This is a genomic window from Bacillus sp. MUM 13 (assembly GCF_001866725.1).
Lineage (GTDB): Bacteria > Bacillota > Bacilli > Bacillales > DSM-1321 > Peribacillus.
Window position 1 is genome coordinate 39,445 of sequence record NZ_MLYQ01000004.1, and the last position, 16,232, is coordinate 55,676.

The window sequence follows — 16,232 nt, forward strand, 5'->3', positions numbered from 1 at the left end:
TCCTGCCTGCTTTTTCCCCTTTACTTAAGTCAAACAGTGACCGTTATGCCTTTAAAAATGTCCTTTTACAGCATAAAAAAAACAGTGCCCTCTTTCTGGGACACTGTTTTTATTCCATTATTCTGCAGCTTCACTTCCGGTATGGATTTTTCCGCTTTTTCTGAAAGAAAGCTGAAAATAAGCAAAAGCTGCTGCTAATGCAGCCACAAGGAAAATGGACAGACAGCCGATGTTATGCCACATAAAAGCATAATCGCCTGAAGCCACAATGGCCCTAAAGCCTGCAATACTATACGTCATTGGCAAAAATGCATTAGCATGCTGCAGGATGCCCGGCACTAATTCTATCGGATAAGTTCCTGCTGAGCTTGTCAGCTGAAGAATGAGTATAAGAATAGCAATAAAACGCCCTGGATTATCAAAGGCTGCCACAAGGAAGAATATCATGGACAAAAATGTCCAGCTTGCAAACACGCTTAACATGATAAAATATCCGAGACTTTTTACTTCTAACCCAAGCATCAAAATTAATGCTGCATCAACAAGCAGAGCCTGTAATATGCCGACAGTAAAAATCACACCGATTTTCCCGAAGAACCAGCTTGCGCCGCTATCAGGGCTGACTGCCGGCTTTCTCATCGGGAAAATGACCGAAAACATCAGTGCACCGACGAACAAGCTTAATGATAAGAAGTATGGAGTAAAACCTGTTCCGTAGTTTTTGACAGGATTCACTTTGTGTTCATCCACTTTGACCGGCTGGGCAAACATATCATATATTTTATTATTTGCCTTGACGCTTCCAGCGTCTTCAGCACCATTTTTAAGCTGATCTTTAAGATTCTTAGATCCATTTTCTAGTTTCCCAACGCCCTTCTCCAGGTCGCTTGAACCATTCGATAATTTGTCTATGCCGTTTACCAGGCTGGATGAACCGCTGGACAGCTTTGAAGTGCCGGCTTCAAGCTGCTTAGATCCTTCTGATAGCTTGGATGTTCCATCTTTCAATTGAACGGAGCCCCCTGCAAGCTGATTCAGGCCAGCTGAAAGATTGGAGCTGCCAGTTAATAGCTTATCGGCACTTGATTGGGCAGTTCCAATTTTATTTCCAAACTCCGTTAATCCTGCAACAAGCTCCCCCTGGCCCGCCTCAAGATTTTTAGCTCCTTCAGAAAGTTTTTCCTGACCGCCTGCAAGCTGATCAAATCCGCTGCTCAGTGCTTTCTGTCCTTCTTGAAGGCTGGCTGCACCTGTATTAAAGGCTTTTCCTTTCTCAGCGATCGTGCCGGCTCCATCAGAAATCTTGCCGATTCCGGTTTCCACGCCCTGGTTTCCTTGAAGTATATCGTTTAAAGATTGCTCAAGCTTCTCCAATGAAGCTTTTTGGGCTGGATCTGCCGCTGCATTTTTCATTGTGTCAACATTGCTGATAACTTTTTCCAAGTTATCGTTTACAGCAGCTGACCCTTGTTTAGTCTGGGAGGCACCAGACTGAAGCTGATTCAGCGACGAAGCCAGCGTACTCGCTCCATCTGCAAGTGAACTTGCACCTTGAGTGAACTGAGGCAGCTTTTCCTGAATGGTTCCAATGCCAGTTAAAGATTGATCGAGGCCATTAGATAATGCTTTTGTACCTGCCTCTGATTTTTGTGCACCTTCAAGAAGGCGGGATTGGCCTTCCTTCATTTTGCCGATGCCTGTGCTGAATTGCTCCAAACCCTTAGTCAGCTGATTGGATCCTTCCGCTGCAGATTGAATTCCATTTGAAAAGGTGACTGATTTTTGAGCTAATGTTTCAAGATTTTTCCTGATTTCTGCAGCACCGGAATGAACGGAACCCGCGCCGCTGTTTAATTGATCAGCACCGTTTTTGGCTGTCCCTATACCCTTATGCAAATCACCGGCCCCTTTTTTGGCATCTGAAAGGCCGTTATTCAGTTTTCCTGCACCCTTGCTTGCTTTATCCAAACCGCCTGCAACATCCTTAAGATTATCAAACATACTTTCTGCATATGTTTTCGTAACAGCAGCGGATACTTCATTTTTAATTTTTTCAATGGCAGAATCGCCTATTTTTGTAGATAGGTAGTTTTCACCTTCATTTGGTGTATAAATTAAATTCAGGCTTTTTGGCTGATCATCCTGCAGGGTTGTTGCATTTTTAGAGAAATCCTCAGGAATTTCAATCTTCATATAGTACTTTTGGTTCTTCAAGCCGCGATTGGCTTCTTTTTCAGAGATAAAATGAAAATCAAAAGTTTTCTTTTCTTTTAATTTTTCTGCCAGATCCTTACCAACTGTTAATTGTTTGTTATTATAATCCGCTCCCTTATCGAGGTTAACAATAGCCACAGGAAGCTTATCGACATTTCCATAAGGATTCCAAAAGGCCCATAAGAAAGTTCCTCCATATAAAAATGGGATAAATAAAATAGCGATGACTGCAATGAGCAGTTTCGGGGTTTTATAGATATTTCTATATTCTCCTTTAACCGAATTAAATATATTCATAATTTCCTCCTTGAAGCACCTGTTGCTCCATGTACATAAAGTTGAGATTACTATATGACTGAATTCTTCAATCAGTCATTTTTAAACAAGAATGAAAGGATCATCTATTTTGATAATCCTTTCATTAGGTAGAACTCCATTAATTCCGTAATTTGCTCTGAAGAAAGCTGCGGATGATTTCTTTCCCAGTCGGAAACAAGAGATACATAAGTTTTCAGTAAGATAAACGAAGCAATTTCAGGATCGCATTGCACGATATGCCCCTTTGCAATTGCCGTCTCAATTTTTATTTTCAAGTACCCTATTATTTCGTCTTCAATATGATTCAGCATTCCGTGAACCGTTGGTGTACCTATTTCTTTTTCTTCCTGCAGAAGCTTAATCATTAATACATGCTCAGTCCGGAAGTCAAGCAGCCTCCTCAGCATCCGGTGTACATTTTCAGAAAAAGGGGCATCAGGAATTAGGGCGCTTTCCGCTTCCTGGATCATTTCTTTCACCATGCTGTGAACAATATCGTCAAACAGCTCTTCTTTATTTTTAAAAAAGGTATAAATCGTCCCTTTACCTACATTCGCAAGCTTTGCCACCTGATCCATGGTTGTAGCTTTATAACCGAACATAGAAAACGATTTTGCAGCAGCATCTGTGATCTGCCTTTTTCGATTCACGGCCAAATGTTCTGCCTCCTTTTTGACCAAATGATGATTATGGTCATTTTGTCTGACATCATAATATCACATTTAAATAAAGTTAACAATGTAATATACCCTTTTCCCTGATTATATTTCAAAATTTAAGCAGGAATAAAAATATATTTGTAAAATTCTGATGATGTAGTACAATTATTTTTATTTCACATATTTGGGAGGCACAACATGCAGACAATTGAAAAAATCGGGAACTTTGCAGGTAAAACATTTACCTTATGGGTTTTATTGGCAGCAATATTAGCTTATTTATATCCAGGGATTTTTAAAGGCATTGGCGCCTATGTTGTTCCATTGCTCGGCCTTGTTATGTTCGGTATGGGTCTTTCGCTTTCGGCGGAAGATTTTAAGGAAGTTTTCAGAAGGCCGAAGGAAGTAGCGCTTGGTGTAGCCGGCCATTTTCTCATCATGCCGTTACTGGCTTTTGGCCTTTCGGCAGGTTTAAATCTTCCATCAGAGGTCGCTGTCGGTGTAATTTTGGTTGGATGCTGTCCTAGCGGCACGTCTTCCAATGTCATGGTTTTCCTTGCAAAAGGAAATGTCGCTCTTGCTGTATCCATTGCTTCAGTTTCAACACTGCTTGCACCCATTATAACCCCTCTTCTTATATTGCTTTTTGCAAGCAAGTGGGTTGACATAAGCATTGGTTCTTTATTCTTATCTATTGTACAAGTTGTTATTATTCCATTGGCGCTCGGGTTTATTATAAAAAAGTTTTTTGCCAAAGGAGCAAAAGGCGGCCAAAAGGCCATGCCGCTCGTTTCTGTAATCAGCATCGTTCTTATCGTCTCTGCTGTTGTGGCAGGGAGCCAGGAGCAGATTGCCAAAACAGGCTGGCTGATTTTTGCTGTTGTCGTGCTTCACAATACTCTGGGATTTGTTCTAGGCTTCTTTTTCTCGCGTTTATGCGGCATGGATTTGGCGAAACAAAAGGCAGTCGCCATGGAGGTCGGAATGCAGAACTCCGGCTTGGGAGTCGCAATCGCTTCTGCAAATTTCTCGCCGCTCGCCGCTGTTCCAAGTGCCATTTTCAGTGTTTGGCACAACATCTCCGGCTCAGTCCTAGCCTACATATTCAGCAGGATGAAAGACGGAAAAAGCGGGAAACATGCAAAAAAAATAGCAAGCTAAGAATGGTTTCTTTTGAATTTAATATGTGATATTCTCTATGCATAGTCTGTTGCAAACATTCCCTGGAAAAAAACACAGCCCAAAGAAATCATTTCCATATTACATATTTTAGGATTTATCCGATAAAATATGTAATAGACATACAAGAATTGGGGGAATCATGATGATCGATTTCGATAGCGGTTCAATGGAAGAAGTTTTAATCCACCTTCAAAATATTGGCCTTCAGCTGAATGAATTCGAAAAAAACAATCAATCCATTTCAATAGAAAAATATAAAGAGCTTTTGGAGTTCAGTATTTCCATTGCCCGGCGCACAAACGATGTTTCCCTGACCATTGACGAAATCATTGAAGACATGGAAAAGCTCTAAAAAGAAAGCGATCATCCTCCATCATGGAGATGATCGCTTTTTCAATATTTCCCTTTATCTGGTAAAACAAAAGACATTCTCTATAAACGAAATTTAGTACAGCCCGCAGAGATAGCGGGCATCAATTACGTCTGTTTTTATCTTTCCCAGACTGGAACTCTTTGCCCGACAAGAGAAATAATATGATGATTCCATTACTTTTATCTTTTTTCCTTCAGCCACTGATTAAATTCAGCAGCAACAATCCGTTCTCCTGTGACCCCATCACTTTTTTCAGATGCGAGATAAACAATTCCATCCCTCATCACTTCGGGTTCCAGGAGGCTGCCGCTTCCTTCAAAGGCTTTTCTTGCTTCATCAGGTATCATGCCCGTTAATGTAGCTCCTCCCGGCAAAAGCATGTTTACGGTAATTCCATGCTCCTTGAGGTCTTCAGCCATTATGTAAGACAATGACTCAGTAGCTGCACGGGAGGGACCGTATGGCACGAAGCCTTTCCGCTTCATCGTCTCATGGTTCATTGAAATATTAATGATTTTTCCTTTTCCCTGTTGCAGCATTAAAGAAACAAACCCCCGGGCAGCAAGAAAATAACCGGTAAGATTCGTATCAACCAAATTACGGAATGAGTCAGGGCTCACTTCATAAAAAGGCTGTGGCTCTGTCAGAAATTTAGCATTCACAGTCCGCATTCCGATTCCTGCATTATTCACTAGCACATCGAGACCGCCCCATGTCCCGCGGACCCAATCGACCGCTGCCTGTACTGATTCTTCCGAACGCACGTCCATCGGCAGCTTGTACACATCATGCCCCTTCTCAGAAAGCTGCTGGACGGCCTTGTCGAGTTTATCTCCAGGACGCGATCTGATGGCCACAGATGCTCCTTCCTCAAGCAGAGATTCTGCCATGGAATAACCTAGACCGCTCGATCCTCCAGTTACAACAATATGTTTGCCAGATAAAAGTTGAATAACTCTTCCTCTCCTTCCAATTATGCATTTACCTTTAAGTTTGTTATTTATAAGAAACTTATACCTATTTTCTTATGTTTGCTTGCAGTACGCAATAGATGTGCTCAGCAAAAAAGCCCTCCGACATCTGGACCGCTCTCCTATAGCTTTAAATTTATCTTAAACCCTGAATTGTTTCGGTATTAATCGGCAGTGAGGAATATTCATGAGTAATCAACCACGAATCAATAAATTTTATTCAGCCCGAACGTGAACCTGTTCGTCAACTGGCCGGGCATTTCTCTTGTGAGCGGCAACGTTGAGGGTCACATTCTTTCCTTTAAACCATCGAGCCATCCTGCACTGATTCCTTCCAATTTTCAATACCCGTGCATTCCCAATCATTCCAGCCGTCAGAGATAGGGATATCTTTTACATACGCAGATAAAACGCTCATCATCTCTATCATAGATATTCAGGTTTTCATAGTCACTCACTGTATCAATATCAGGTTCAATACTTTTGCCCATATCCGCAAATACAACCTGGTTTTTATTATTCTGCAGAATCACCTTTCCTCCCCTTTCTCCTGTAAGGCTGTTAAACTCTAAAAATAATGACCTATGAAAAAGCACAGGATGCCCCTTTTGATTGTGATAGCTCGCCTGGACAATTAATGGACGGGTCTTGTCTCTATAGAAGCGGCCGATAACCCGATTAATATCACAGCAAGTGAGCAAAGGCTGGTCAGCAAGCAAAAACAGCGCACCCTCCGCCTCTTTGGGAACAGTACTTAATCCTGCTTTAATTGAGGAAGATAGCCCCTCAAAGGTATTGAAATTAAGGATGACTGTTTCAATATCCGGGAGTGAAGCTGCCTCCATTAAACCTGGTATATATGGATTGACCACGATGGTTCTTCCCATTAATGCCGATTTTCTGCTGTTATTCAAAACGTGCCAGAGGATCGGTTTATTTTGATATGGAAGAAGGAGCTTTGGAGACCCCATTCTTTTTGAACTTCCTGCAGCCAAAATTATCCCCCATACTCTGCTTTTTACTTGTTCGATGGCATTCACTCCCTTTCATCCTTCATGTAATCTGCCCCACTTCATTAAGCCTTGATCCGCTTCCTCCCCTGTAAACCATTAAAATTTCCGCTAAAATGCTTAATGCGATTTCTTCCGGAGACTTTGAACCGATGTCGAGGCCGATTGGACTGCAGATTTCCCGGCTTTTGGGATTATGTCGGAGCAGTTCACTTGTCATGATTAATTTCTTTGTTCTTTTTTCAGTACCAAGGACACCCACATAACGCTGATTGAAACTCATTATTTTCTCAAGGATTTTTTGATCCTGATGGAAATGATGTGTCATCACCACTATAAATGTATTTTTATTGCCCCCAACTTCCGGGACTTTCCCTGATGGATAAACAATTATTTCGTCTGCGCCGGGGAATTTTTCTTTATCTGCATAAGCAGGCCGGTAATCCAGCAGATTCACTTTCCAGTTAAGGATTTTAGCCATCTCTGATAAAGGTATCGCATCAGGTCCGGCACCAAAAATGACTAACTGTGGCGGAGGTTCCAATATTTCAAAAAAAATTCGAGTATTCCATTCATCCATTATTTGCGAAATGCCGTTTTTCCTGCTATTCCTCCGAATCAAGTAATCTGCAGCTATATCTCTTGGCAATGTTACAGGCAATTCATTGCTGCAGGGATCCAAAAGCCACTTTAACCCTATCTGGGATTTATCGTCACAATGCAGAATGGTAATAAGGTGCATTTCTTTTTTTTCACCAGTTTCAAAGTACCGGAACATCAAATTGGCTTCTTTTTTATTTTCCGGACAGTAGGATTCAAGAAGAATCTTCATCTTTCCCTGACAGCCAGAACCAAGTCCCCAAAGAATTTCCTCAGGATCCCGAAAGTCATATTCCATTATCCGGGATGTCCCGTTGTCCATGATTTTTTCCAGATGCGTCTTTATATCTTCTTCAAGGCAGCCGCCGCTTAGCTGTCCTGTAACAAATCCATCTTCCGAAAAAAAACACTTTGCACCCGCTTTTTGATAGGATGAACCTTCTGTCGATATAATTGTCCCTAGAACACCTCTGATCCTCAACTCCCTGCATCTTCTAAGCTCCTTCAAGATATCTGCCATTAATTTCACCCTCTTATTTTTATCTTCTAATGGTTTCACTTTATAAATATGATGATGGAAGCAATGAAAATGCCATACATGATTTTTATATAATTCTTCGTAAACTTTGATGAAATGGAACAAGGCGGCAATTTAATAATGAGATCTCTCCGCAGAACTCATTAAAAAACAACGTTCTTGAGATGGGAGTCATAAATAAAGGATCAGCTGTTTTCCGCTATAGAATAATGAGCGTAAAAATCGAACAGACTATTTTTGACTTTATATATAAAGGAGAATGACCATGGTTAATCAGGATTTCAGCAAATTCAATAAAATCCAGCAAAAACATAAATCCTATAGCGGGGATGGAACAAATGAGCATCAAGAGCGGGGATTGAATGATGAAAGCTACAACAACCGTTCTGAAACAGATCAGGCTCCTGGAGCAGAAGGCCGCATAATATCTGAGGTAAATCGCGATAGGGAAATTTAGGAATAAGGATTTTCAACAAAAAGATGAAGCACTCCCTAGTTGGATGTGCTTCATCTTTTTTTATTTATTTTGTTCAAGCAAATTCTTGATTGTTTCATGCGGACTGCCCCGGAATAAGCCTCCATGATAGCAGATGACCTGTTCAATATCATAATCTAACATTTTTTCCAGAGACCCAATAGCTTCTTTCATATTCGGAGTGTTTTCATCAATCGGTCCTCTTAATATACCATCAAGGATAACCATGGCATCTCCTGCAATCAATGTTTTGGTTTTCTCCAGATACAAAGAGATGTGTCCCGGCGTATGTCCAGGTGTATGAATGACTTCCATGCCGCCAAAAAAATCAAGTTTTTCTCTATCTTCAACCGTTTTATCAATCTTCACTTTTGGCAGATTTTCATATAAGGATATCATCTGCTTAGGCAAGGAACGCTTTTTCTCATCAGAGATTTTGCTCAAATCTGCCTTAATAAGCGTTTTATCACCTTCAATATAAGGCTTATCCAAAGCGTGTGCCAAAACTTGAATGCTTCCATCACCTTTATTTAGAATGGAGGGTGCGCCGCCGATATGATCTAGATCCTGATGTGTGAATATAATGGTTTTAAGCTTAGAAAAAGGGATTCCCTCTTTTTCAAATGCCTGAAGGATTTCTTCTGATTGAAATGGCATGCCAGCATCTATTAGCAGTACAGATTCTTCATCTATCAATAAAACCGGATTAAATGTAAATATATTTTCGCTGCTTTTCACAGTCAATTCAATGATTTCAATTCTTTTTCCCGCTTCCATGATATCCCCCATTCGCTTTGAGTCTCTTTGTAAAACGCTTACATATCGGTCAGTGTCAAAGACTGCAGCCTTCCAGCGTGCTCATTCAATTTCTTTAAGCTTTCCTGATATTCCTCTTTAAGCTCGGAAATGATGCCGGCTGCACTATCAATTTTTTTAATAGCTCCTACACCATGGCCTGCAGACCAGATATCTTTCCAGGCTTTTGAATTAGTTTCTTTTTGCATGCTGTCAAATTCCACTTTATCCTTCTTCACGAGTGTTTCAGGATCAATTCCAGCTTTGCTGATACTAGGTTTAAGCATATTGCAATTAACTCCTGAGAATGCATTTGTAAGAATAATATCCTCCTGGGACGATTCGACAAGCATCTCGCGGTACTCCATTGTTGCCATGCTCTCTTTCGCAACAATAAAACGGGTACCCATATATGCCAGATCAGCTCCAGCGGCCTGTGCCGCCAATATGCTGCGGCCGGTTGTAATTGATCCGGCAAGAATAATGATTCCGTCCCAAAAGGTCCGGATACTGTCGACAAAAGCAAAGCTGTTAATATCCCCGGCATGCCCTCCTGCTCCAGATGCCACAGCAATCAGTCCATCAACCCCTGCTTCTGCTGCTTTCTTTGCAAACGGCACTGAGCTGACATCTGAAAATACGGCACCGCCATAGCTATGGACGATGTCAACTACTGCTTTTGGCGAACCGAGTGATGTAATGACCAAAGGCGGTTTATGTTTCTTCACTAATTCAAGCTCTTCTTCCAGGCGGCTATATGTACTGTGAACCACCATGTTCATGGCCCATGGAGCTATTTTCCTTTGAGGATCATTTTGTTTAGCCTCATCCAAAGCACTGCTGATTTCCCCCATCCATTGATCCAGCAACTCGATTGGCCTTGCATTCGGAGCAGGAAAAGAGCCAATCACACCATTCAGGCAGCATGCTTTAACAAGCTCTGGCCCTGATATTAAAAACATGGGTGCAGAGATGACAGGCAATTCCAATTCATTCCACCATGATTCCGGGATACTTTTTCTCAAAGTAAACGCCTCCATTTTATTAAATTTTCAGATAAAATATATCTATTTCATCATACGTTTCCACTAGTAATAGTTCAAGTTTTTCTTTAACTGGCAAACTCCCAATGAAAATATAGAAATGTAATACAGAAGGAGATCATAGGATGACAGTTTGCACTCAATGCAAAAAAACCTGTTCATTATGGCAGGCTTACACTTATCTATTTTCTTGGCTGTTTTTGTAAACTTTGTTGCTATGGAACAAGGTAGTTGATTTCCGCTCCAGGATGCTCGCTTTCCGCAGGGCGGACGGTGAGCCTCCTCAGCTTCGCTTGCGGGGTCTCATCTTCCCGCTAATCCCGCAGGAGTCTCGCACCTTACACTCCAATCAACCCGGTTTAACAACGGGTTCGCTTTACAAAACATATTAAAAAACAACAATCTATAAGAAAAGGCATGTTTATACTGCGGGCATTTTCAGTATATTTCCCTGAAATCACGAAAAAAGTTATCTGCTTTATTTATCGCTCCATTAATATTGGATTTTCCCATGCTGATTCATATCACTTTCCTTATGCTGTGTTTTGAGTGCCGGGCTATGGGCGGCCTTCAGTCTCTGCCTTTCCGCCGAGGAAGAACCTTTATGGTAGTTTATAAAAAACGGGTTCTTTCCTCTTTGGTCGGAATGCGGCATGTCTCTCTTTTGCCGAACCATTTATATCGGTTTTTGGCCAGAATGTTATATAAGTAATCGCGAAAAGGTTTCGGTACGATGAATAGAAGAGCAGCCGCTTTAATGATACCATCCATTTTACCGGCAATTCTTAATGCAGCTGAACTATGTGTATACGTTTTGCCCCCCTCGAGAAGGATTATAGAGTCCACTTTTTTCAGATGTGGATGCCGATCTAAAAACTGTTCCCCGCAGCGAGACTGCAGAGAGGCAAATTTAAACCGTGAGCGGGAATCGTGCCTTATGATGAAGTTTACGGCCCCATTGCAGAAATTGCAGACTCCGTCAAAAAAAATTACATCATACTCATCCTTTGTCATCATGTTCCCCCCTAAGTCATTACCTGCCGATTTAATTCACCTATAAATAATGTTAGAATGTCTTGTTTTAAAAAAGTGAATGCTGTATAGCATCCACCTCATTATTATTGGCTGTTTTCTGCACGATCAAGATGGTTGTTTGTTTACCGAGGGCGGTCGGGGCGGTGAGTCTCCTTCAGGCATTCTCACCTATCCAGCTAATCACGCAGAAGACTCGCACACTACACCCTGCCCTGTTTAACAATGGAATCTCCCGCAGATCACAATAAAAATAACCACCTTCACAAAACCTTCTCATTATTTTACGTCAAGCACCCATTTATGAATGGCTTTAGCCACACCGTCTTCCCGGTTGGTAGCAGTCACCCAATCAGCAGTATCCTTCACTGTTTTCTGTGCATTTCCCATGGCAACTCCAATGCCTGCTTCTTTAATCATCGCAATGTCATTCAAGCTGTCACCGCAAGCCATGACATTTTCCATGGCTAGTCCCATAAAGCTGCACACTTTTTCAATCGCTACAGCTTTATTGACACCCAATGCATTTACCTCAATATTTGTCGGACTGGAGTTTGAGATTTCCAATGTGCCATCGTTTCTGAGCTCTTGCAGAATTTCTTCCCTTACGGCGTCATCATCGATATCAAAGCCAAATTTAATCCACTCTGAATCATGGATATTTTCAGGCATATTTGCACGATATACTTGTTCAGAGCTTACCGCCCAATAATGTGTTTTATGCTTCTGGCTTAAATCCCACATCCATTGCACAAGATCTGTATTTACGGATGTCCTCTCGATGAGTTTGCCGCTGCTGTCAAAAATTTCGCCGCCATTTACCGTTATCAGATAAGATGAAAGCTCTAAAGCCTTAGCATATTCACTGCAGCGGGGATACGATCTTCCTGTACTTAAAATTACTTTAACTCCCTTGGCTTCCGCTGCTTTAATCGCCTTCCGGTTTTCTTCAGAAACCTCGTCATTTTCATTAAGCAGTGTTCCGTCCATATCTAAGGCAATTAACTTAATTTTCTTATTGGATAATTCCTGTTTCATAATTGTACCTGCCTTTCATCCCGTTACTACCCTACTCTAACAAATATTGCCCTTTTTCGGAAACGTAACGCATTTTGCAGCATAAATGGAGCAGGCTGTGTTTATTTACTGCAAAACAATGATTCTTCCATAATAATGCTGCATAAACTTAAGCTAAAAAAAAGAGGAGGAATTCCCTCCCCCTCCTCCTTCTTCATTACCGTAAATCCCGGTTCTTTCTTTTTTCATGTTCCTGATGATGAGGCTCCATCGTATTTCTTTCCTGTTCCTTCGTATCCTGCCCCATTCCCTTTAAGAAGGTAAGCATGAAGGTCAGTGCCCGGTTGATTTCCGGATCCTTAAGGGAACGGACCAGATCGAAATAGCTTGTTTTTTCCTCCGTGTCCTTCGCTTCAGCCACTCTCGCAATCCCTGAATTCACTTTTAAAATAACTGGCTCCAATTGCTTAACATCAAGTACACCAAGCGTTCCGACCATAAGCAGAAGATTTTTAAGCATATTGGTCGTTTCTGGCCTGTCAGCCGTTTTCACCAGAATATCCAGCACCTTATCGCTTTGGCCAAGCAAGCCGTTCATCATAGCTAAAACTCCGCGGCTTTGCATATATTCCATTACCTGCAAAGATTCTAAAATGGCATCCTTATTTTTCAGGAGTGCATGTTCTATTTCCTCGAGGTCCTGTTTCCGCTTATCCTCTTTGGAAATCTTAATTCTTTCGATATTCCTGATTGCTTTAGCCATTATGCCCAACCTCCTCTTTTCTGTGCCGCTTCACAGCATCACCTGGGAATGTATAATCCTTCCTTGCCCATTTTTTCTGAACCTGGACACCGATTTGCGGCTGAGGATTTCCATTTCTGTGATTTATTCTAGGCAATGGATTGACTCCTTCTACTTTCAAAATCTCCATTTTGGCCGATGTTTCTTTATAAGCAGGTGTATCTGTATCTTTATCGGCATGGCTGCTTGTCAGCAGGTTAATGGCCGCATCTCCCGAGTCATTCATAGGAAGATATACTTCTTTTCCTTTTACCCTGTCTGTGATCAGGCACTTTACCTTCGCGTTTCCATAAGGAGAAGTCAATCTGACAAGTGTTCCATCCTTTATTCCTCTTTCCTCCGCAAGCTCAGGAGAAATTTCGAGGAATACACTTGGCGTTTTTGAAGAAATCCCTTTGGATTTATAAGTCATATTGCCTTCATGGAAATGTTCGAGAATGCGTCCGTTGTTGACATGGATATCATACTCTTCACCGAACTCGATAGGCCGAGTCCATTCTACCGGGAATAGGCGGGCCTTCCCATCATCAAACGGGAATTTATCCAAAAATAGAACAGGAGTATCATTGCCATCCGCAGCAACTGGCCATTGAAGGCTCTTATATCCTTCTAATCTTTCATACGTCACACCTGCATAGATTGGAGACAGCATGGCTGCTTCCGCCATAATATCGGATGGGTGATCATAGCTCCATCCTGCACCAAGGCGATTGGCGACTTCCATGATAATCTTCCAGTCCGGCTTGGAATCGCCAAGCGGCTCCAGTACCTCGTAAAGCCTTTGGATCCTGCGTTCTGTATTGGTAAAAGTTCCTTCTTTCTCAAGGCTTGGACTTGCCGGAAGAACAACATCCGCATATTCCGCTGTACGCGACAGGAACATATCCTGCACTACGAAGAAATCCAGCTCCTGATATGCGGCATGCACATGATTGATGTTGGAATCAACCAGTCCCATTTCTTCTCCTTTAACATACATAGCCTTTAATTTGCCTGAATGGATGGCTTCAATCATTTCGTGGTTGTTCATACCTGGTTTCGCAGGAAGCTTGACTCCCCATCCTTTTTCATATTTAGCACGTACAGCGTCATCTGTAACCATCTGATACCCTGGCAGGGCGTCTGGCATTGATCCAAAATCACTGGCCCCCTGTACATTATTATGGCCGCGCAGCGGATAAGAACCTGTATGCGGACGGGCATAGTTTCCAGTGATCAGCAGCAGGTTTGAAATGGCTGTACTGGTATCACTTCCTCCAACATGCTGGGTAACCCCCATAGCCCAAAGAATACATGAGGACTTTGCTTCATGAATCATTTCGGCAATTTGAATCAGCACTTCCTGTGATAAACCAGTTTCACGTGCGGCGTATTCCAGTGTAAAGCCCTGGATGCTTTCTATATATTTCTCCAGGCCGTTTACTTTTTTATCGAGGAATTCCTGATCTGCCCAGCCTTGGTCAATGATATACTTCGTTACAGCCGACAGCCAAACAAGATCAGATCCGGCCCGCGGCTGGATGAATAAATCTGAACGGTCTGCCATTTCGTGCTTTCTGAGATCTGCTACAATCAGTTTTTGGTTTCGTAATTTATGCGAACTTTTCACTCTTGTCGAAAGAACAGGATGGGCTTCTGAAGTATTAGAGCCAATTATGATGACAAGCTCAGAATTCTGAATATCCGTAATGGAACCTGAATCCCCTCCGTAGCCTACAGTCCTCATCAATCCCTTGGTTGCAGGGCTTTGGCAGTATCTTGAGCAATTATCCACATTGTTTGTGCCTATTACTGCCCTTGCCAGTTTTTGCATTAAATAAGACTCTTCATTGGTGCACTTTGAAGAAGTAATAAATGCCAGAGAATCGGGACCATGCTGTGTTTTGATTTCAGTGAATTTGCCTGCAATCAATGTCAGAGCTTCATCCCATTCTGCTTCCCTGAAAGAATCTCCTTCCCGGATAAGCGGCTTTGTAAGGCGTTCTTCACTATTGACGAAATCCCAGCCGAATTTTCCTTTCACACAAGTCGAAATTCCATTGGCCGGTGCTTCTGCATGTGGTTCAACTTTCAGGATTTTCCTGTCTTTTGTCCAAATATCAAAGCTGCAGCCTACTCCGCAGAATGTGCAGACGGTTTTGGTTTTTTTGATGCGTTCTTCCCTCATGGCTGATTCCATATCTGAAATGGCAAGAATGGAACCGTAGCCGGTTTCAACACCCTTAGTCACTTCAATCATGGGCCGAAGGGTTTGTTTAGCAATATTGGTCAGATAGCCCGCTTCACCGACCATGCCTTTTTCAAGCATCGCATTGCATGGGCAAACCGTCGAACAATGTCCGCAAGAAACGCAAGAAGATTCATTGATAGGAACATTTTTATCCCAAATGACCCGAGGCCGTTCAAGTTCCCAATCAATGGATAGAGTCTCAGTCACCTGAACATCCTGGCATGCCTCTACGCAGCGGCCGCAAAGAATGCATTGATCCGGATCATAGCGGTAAAATGGGTTGGAATTGTCTTCAACATATGGTTTATGATCAAAGGGAATGCTTTGATGGTTAACTTTCATCTCCTTCACGGTGTTATGTATTTCACAACCTCCATTGTTATAATCACAAACCGTGCAATACAGCTCATGGTTATAAAGAATCTTATCCATGGCAATGACCCGGGCTTCTTTAACATCCGGAGCATTGGTATCAATTATATCTCCATCATTTATATGTGAAGAACAAGATCTTACCAGCTCGCCGTTCACTTTTACAATACACGTATCACATGTTTCTATTGGCCCTAAGCTGGGGTGATAGCAAACATGCGGCACTTCAACTGAACTGTTCAAAAGAACTTCTAGTACACTCTTCTCCCTATCTGTTTCCATTTCGACTCCATTTACCGTTATGCGAAAGCTTTCCTGCACATTAACCTCCCCTTTCTATTACACTATAACTTTTAGTCACTTTTAATTACCCTTCCTCCGAATCAGCTAAACTTCCTTAAGTGATAAAATGAACCAGGCCGCGGTTTCCGCCCCTCGAAGCTGCACTCGAAGTGATGCCGCAGAGCATACATGCCGTTTATACCGATCGCCTAATATTATTTAAAATATCAATATAGTCTCAGGAGGACTAATCTTTATTTTTAAGGATTATTCCATAAAATAGAATCCATTATTGTGCACAGCGGGTTATGGTGAGTGA

General features: G+C 42.0%; 14 protein-coding genes. 3 read left to right on the forward strand and 11 right to left on the reverse strand.

The window, feature by feature from the left end:
• Window positions 1-117: 117 nt before the first annotated feature.
• Window positions 118-2,511, reverse strand: coding sequence for a YhgE/Pip domain-containing protein (locus BIV59_RS02075; protein ID WP_071349780.1), 2,394 nt, complete (start codon window positions 2,509-2,511; stop codon window positions 118-120).
• Between the two features lie 104 nt (window positions 2,512-2,615).
• Window positions 2,616-3,188, reverse strand: a complete 573-nt coding sequence (locus tag BIV59_RS02080; protein ID WP_071349781.1) for a TetR/AcrR family transcriptional regulator — start codon at window positions 3,186-3,188, stop codon at window positions 2,616-2,618.
• A gap of 201 nt (window positions 3,189-3,389) precedes the next feature.
• Between BIV59_RS02080 and BIV59_RS02085 the strand changes: the two genes are divergently transcribed.
• A complete protein-coding gene (locus tag BIV59_RS02085) occupies window positions 3,390-4,352 on the forward strand; it encodes a bile acid:sodium symporter family protein (protein WP_071349782.1) in 963 nt (320 codons plus the stop codon).
• A 163-nt stretch (window positions 4,353-4,515) separates the two neighbouring features.
• Window positions 4,516-4,725: a hypothetical protein gene (locus BIV59_RS02090; protein ID WP_071349783.1), complete on the forward strand. Its 210-nt coding sequence runs from the start codon at window positions 4,516-4,518 to the stop codon at window positions 4,723-4,725.
• 200 nt (window positions 4,726-4,925) lie between these two features.
• On the opposite strand, the gene BIV59_RS02095 is transcribed toward BIV59_RS02090, so the two are convergent.
• The 3 genes from BIV59_RS02095 to BIV59_RS02105 form a co-directional block, all read right to left on the reverse strand.
• Window positions 4,926-5,723, reverse strand: a complete 798-nt coding sequence (locus BIV59_RS02095; RefSeq protein ID WP_346417296.1) for an SDR family NAD(P)-dependent oxidoreductase — start codon at window positions 5,721-5,723, stop codon at window positions 4,926-4,928.
• A gap of 368 nt (window positions 5,724-6,091) precedes the next feature.
• Window positions 6,092-6,757, reverse strand: coding sequence for a nucleotidyltransferase family protein (locus tag BIV59_RS02100; protein ID WP_071349785.1), 666 nt, complete (start codon window positions 6,755-6,757; stop codon window positions 6,092-6,094).
• Window positions 6,758-6,770: 13 nt separating this feature from the next.
• The gene (locus BIV59_RS02105) at window positions 6,771-7,847 is read right to left on the reverse strand and encodes an XdhC family protein (protein WP_071349834.1); all 1,077 of its coding nucleotides are present in this window, start codon (window positions 7,845-7,847) and stop codon (window positions 6,771-6,773) included.
• Window positions 7,848-8,130: 283 nt separating this feature from the next.
• Here BIV59_RS02105 and BIV59_RS02110 point away from each other — a divergent pair, with 283 nt between their 5' ends.
• Window positions 8,131-8,322, forward strand: a complete 192-nt coding sequence (locus BIV59_RS02110; RefSeq protein WP_071349786.1) for a hypothetical protein — start codon at window positions 8,131-8,133, stop codon at window positions 8,320-8,322.
• 60 nt (window positions 8,323-8,382) lie between these two features.
• On the opposite strand, the gene BIV59_RS02115 is transcribed toward BIV59_RS02110, so the two are convergent.
• The 6 genes from BIV59_RS02115 to fdhF all read right to left on the reverse strand — a co-directional run bounded on the left by BIV59_RS02115 (window position 8,383) and on the right by fdhF (window position 15,952).
• On the reverse strand, window positions 8,383-9,117 hold the full coding sequence (locus BIV59_RS02115; RefSeq protein ID WP_139194287.1) for an MBL fold metallo-hydrolase: 735 nt from the start codon (window positions 9,115-9,117) through the stop codon (window positions 8,383-8,385).
• Window positions 9,118-9,155: 38 nt separating this feature from the next.
• Window positions 9,156-10,160, reverse strand: a complete 1,005-nt coding sequence (locus BIV59_RS02120) for an NAD(P)H-dependent flavin oxidoreductase (RefSeq protein ID WP_240501837.1) — start codon at window positions 10,158-10,160, stop codon at window positions 9,156-9,158.
• A gap of 630 nt (window positions 10,161-10,790) precedes the next feature.
• A complete protein-coding gene (locus BIV59_RS02125; RefSeq protein ID WP_071349788.1) occupies window positions 10,791-11,192 on the reverse strand; it encodes a thiol-disulfide oxidoreductase DCC family protein in 402 nt (133 codons plus the stop codon).
• A gap of 297 nt (window positions 11,193-11,489) precedes the next feature.
• Window positions 11,490-12,248, reverse strand: a complete 759-nt coding sequence (locus BIV59_RS02130; protein ID WP_071349789.1) for a Cof-type HAD-IIB family hydrolase — start codon at window positions 12,246-12,248, stop codon at window positions 11,490-11,492.
• Window positions 12,249-12,444: 196 nt separating this feature from the next.
• Window positions 12,445-12,990, reverse strand: a complete 546-nt coding sequence (locus tag BIV59_RS02135; protein WP_071349790.1) for a helical membrane plugin domain-containing protein — start codon at window positions 12,988-12,990, stop codon at window positions 12,445-12,447.
• The gene (fdhF, locus tag BIV59_RS02140; protein ID WP_083392003.1) at window positions 12,983-15,952 is read right to left on the reverse strand and encodes a formate dehydrogenase subunit alpha; all 2,970 of its coding nucleotides are present in this window, start codon (window positions 15,950-15,952) and stop codon (window positions 12,983-12,985) included. The genes BIV59_RS02135 and fdhF overlap by 8 nt, the downstream gene beginning before the upstream one ends.
• Window positions 15,953-16,232: the final 280 nt, after the last annotated feature.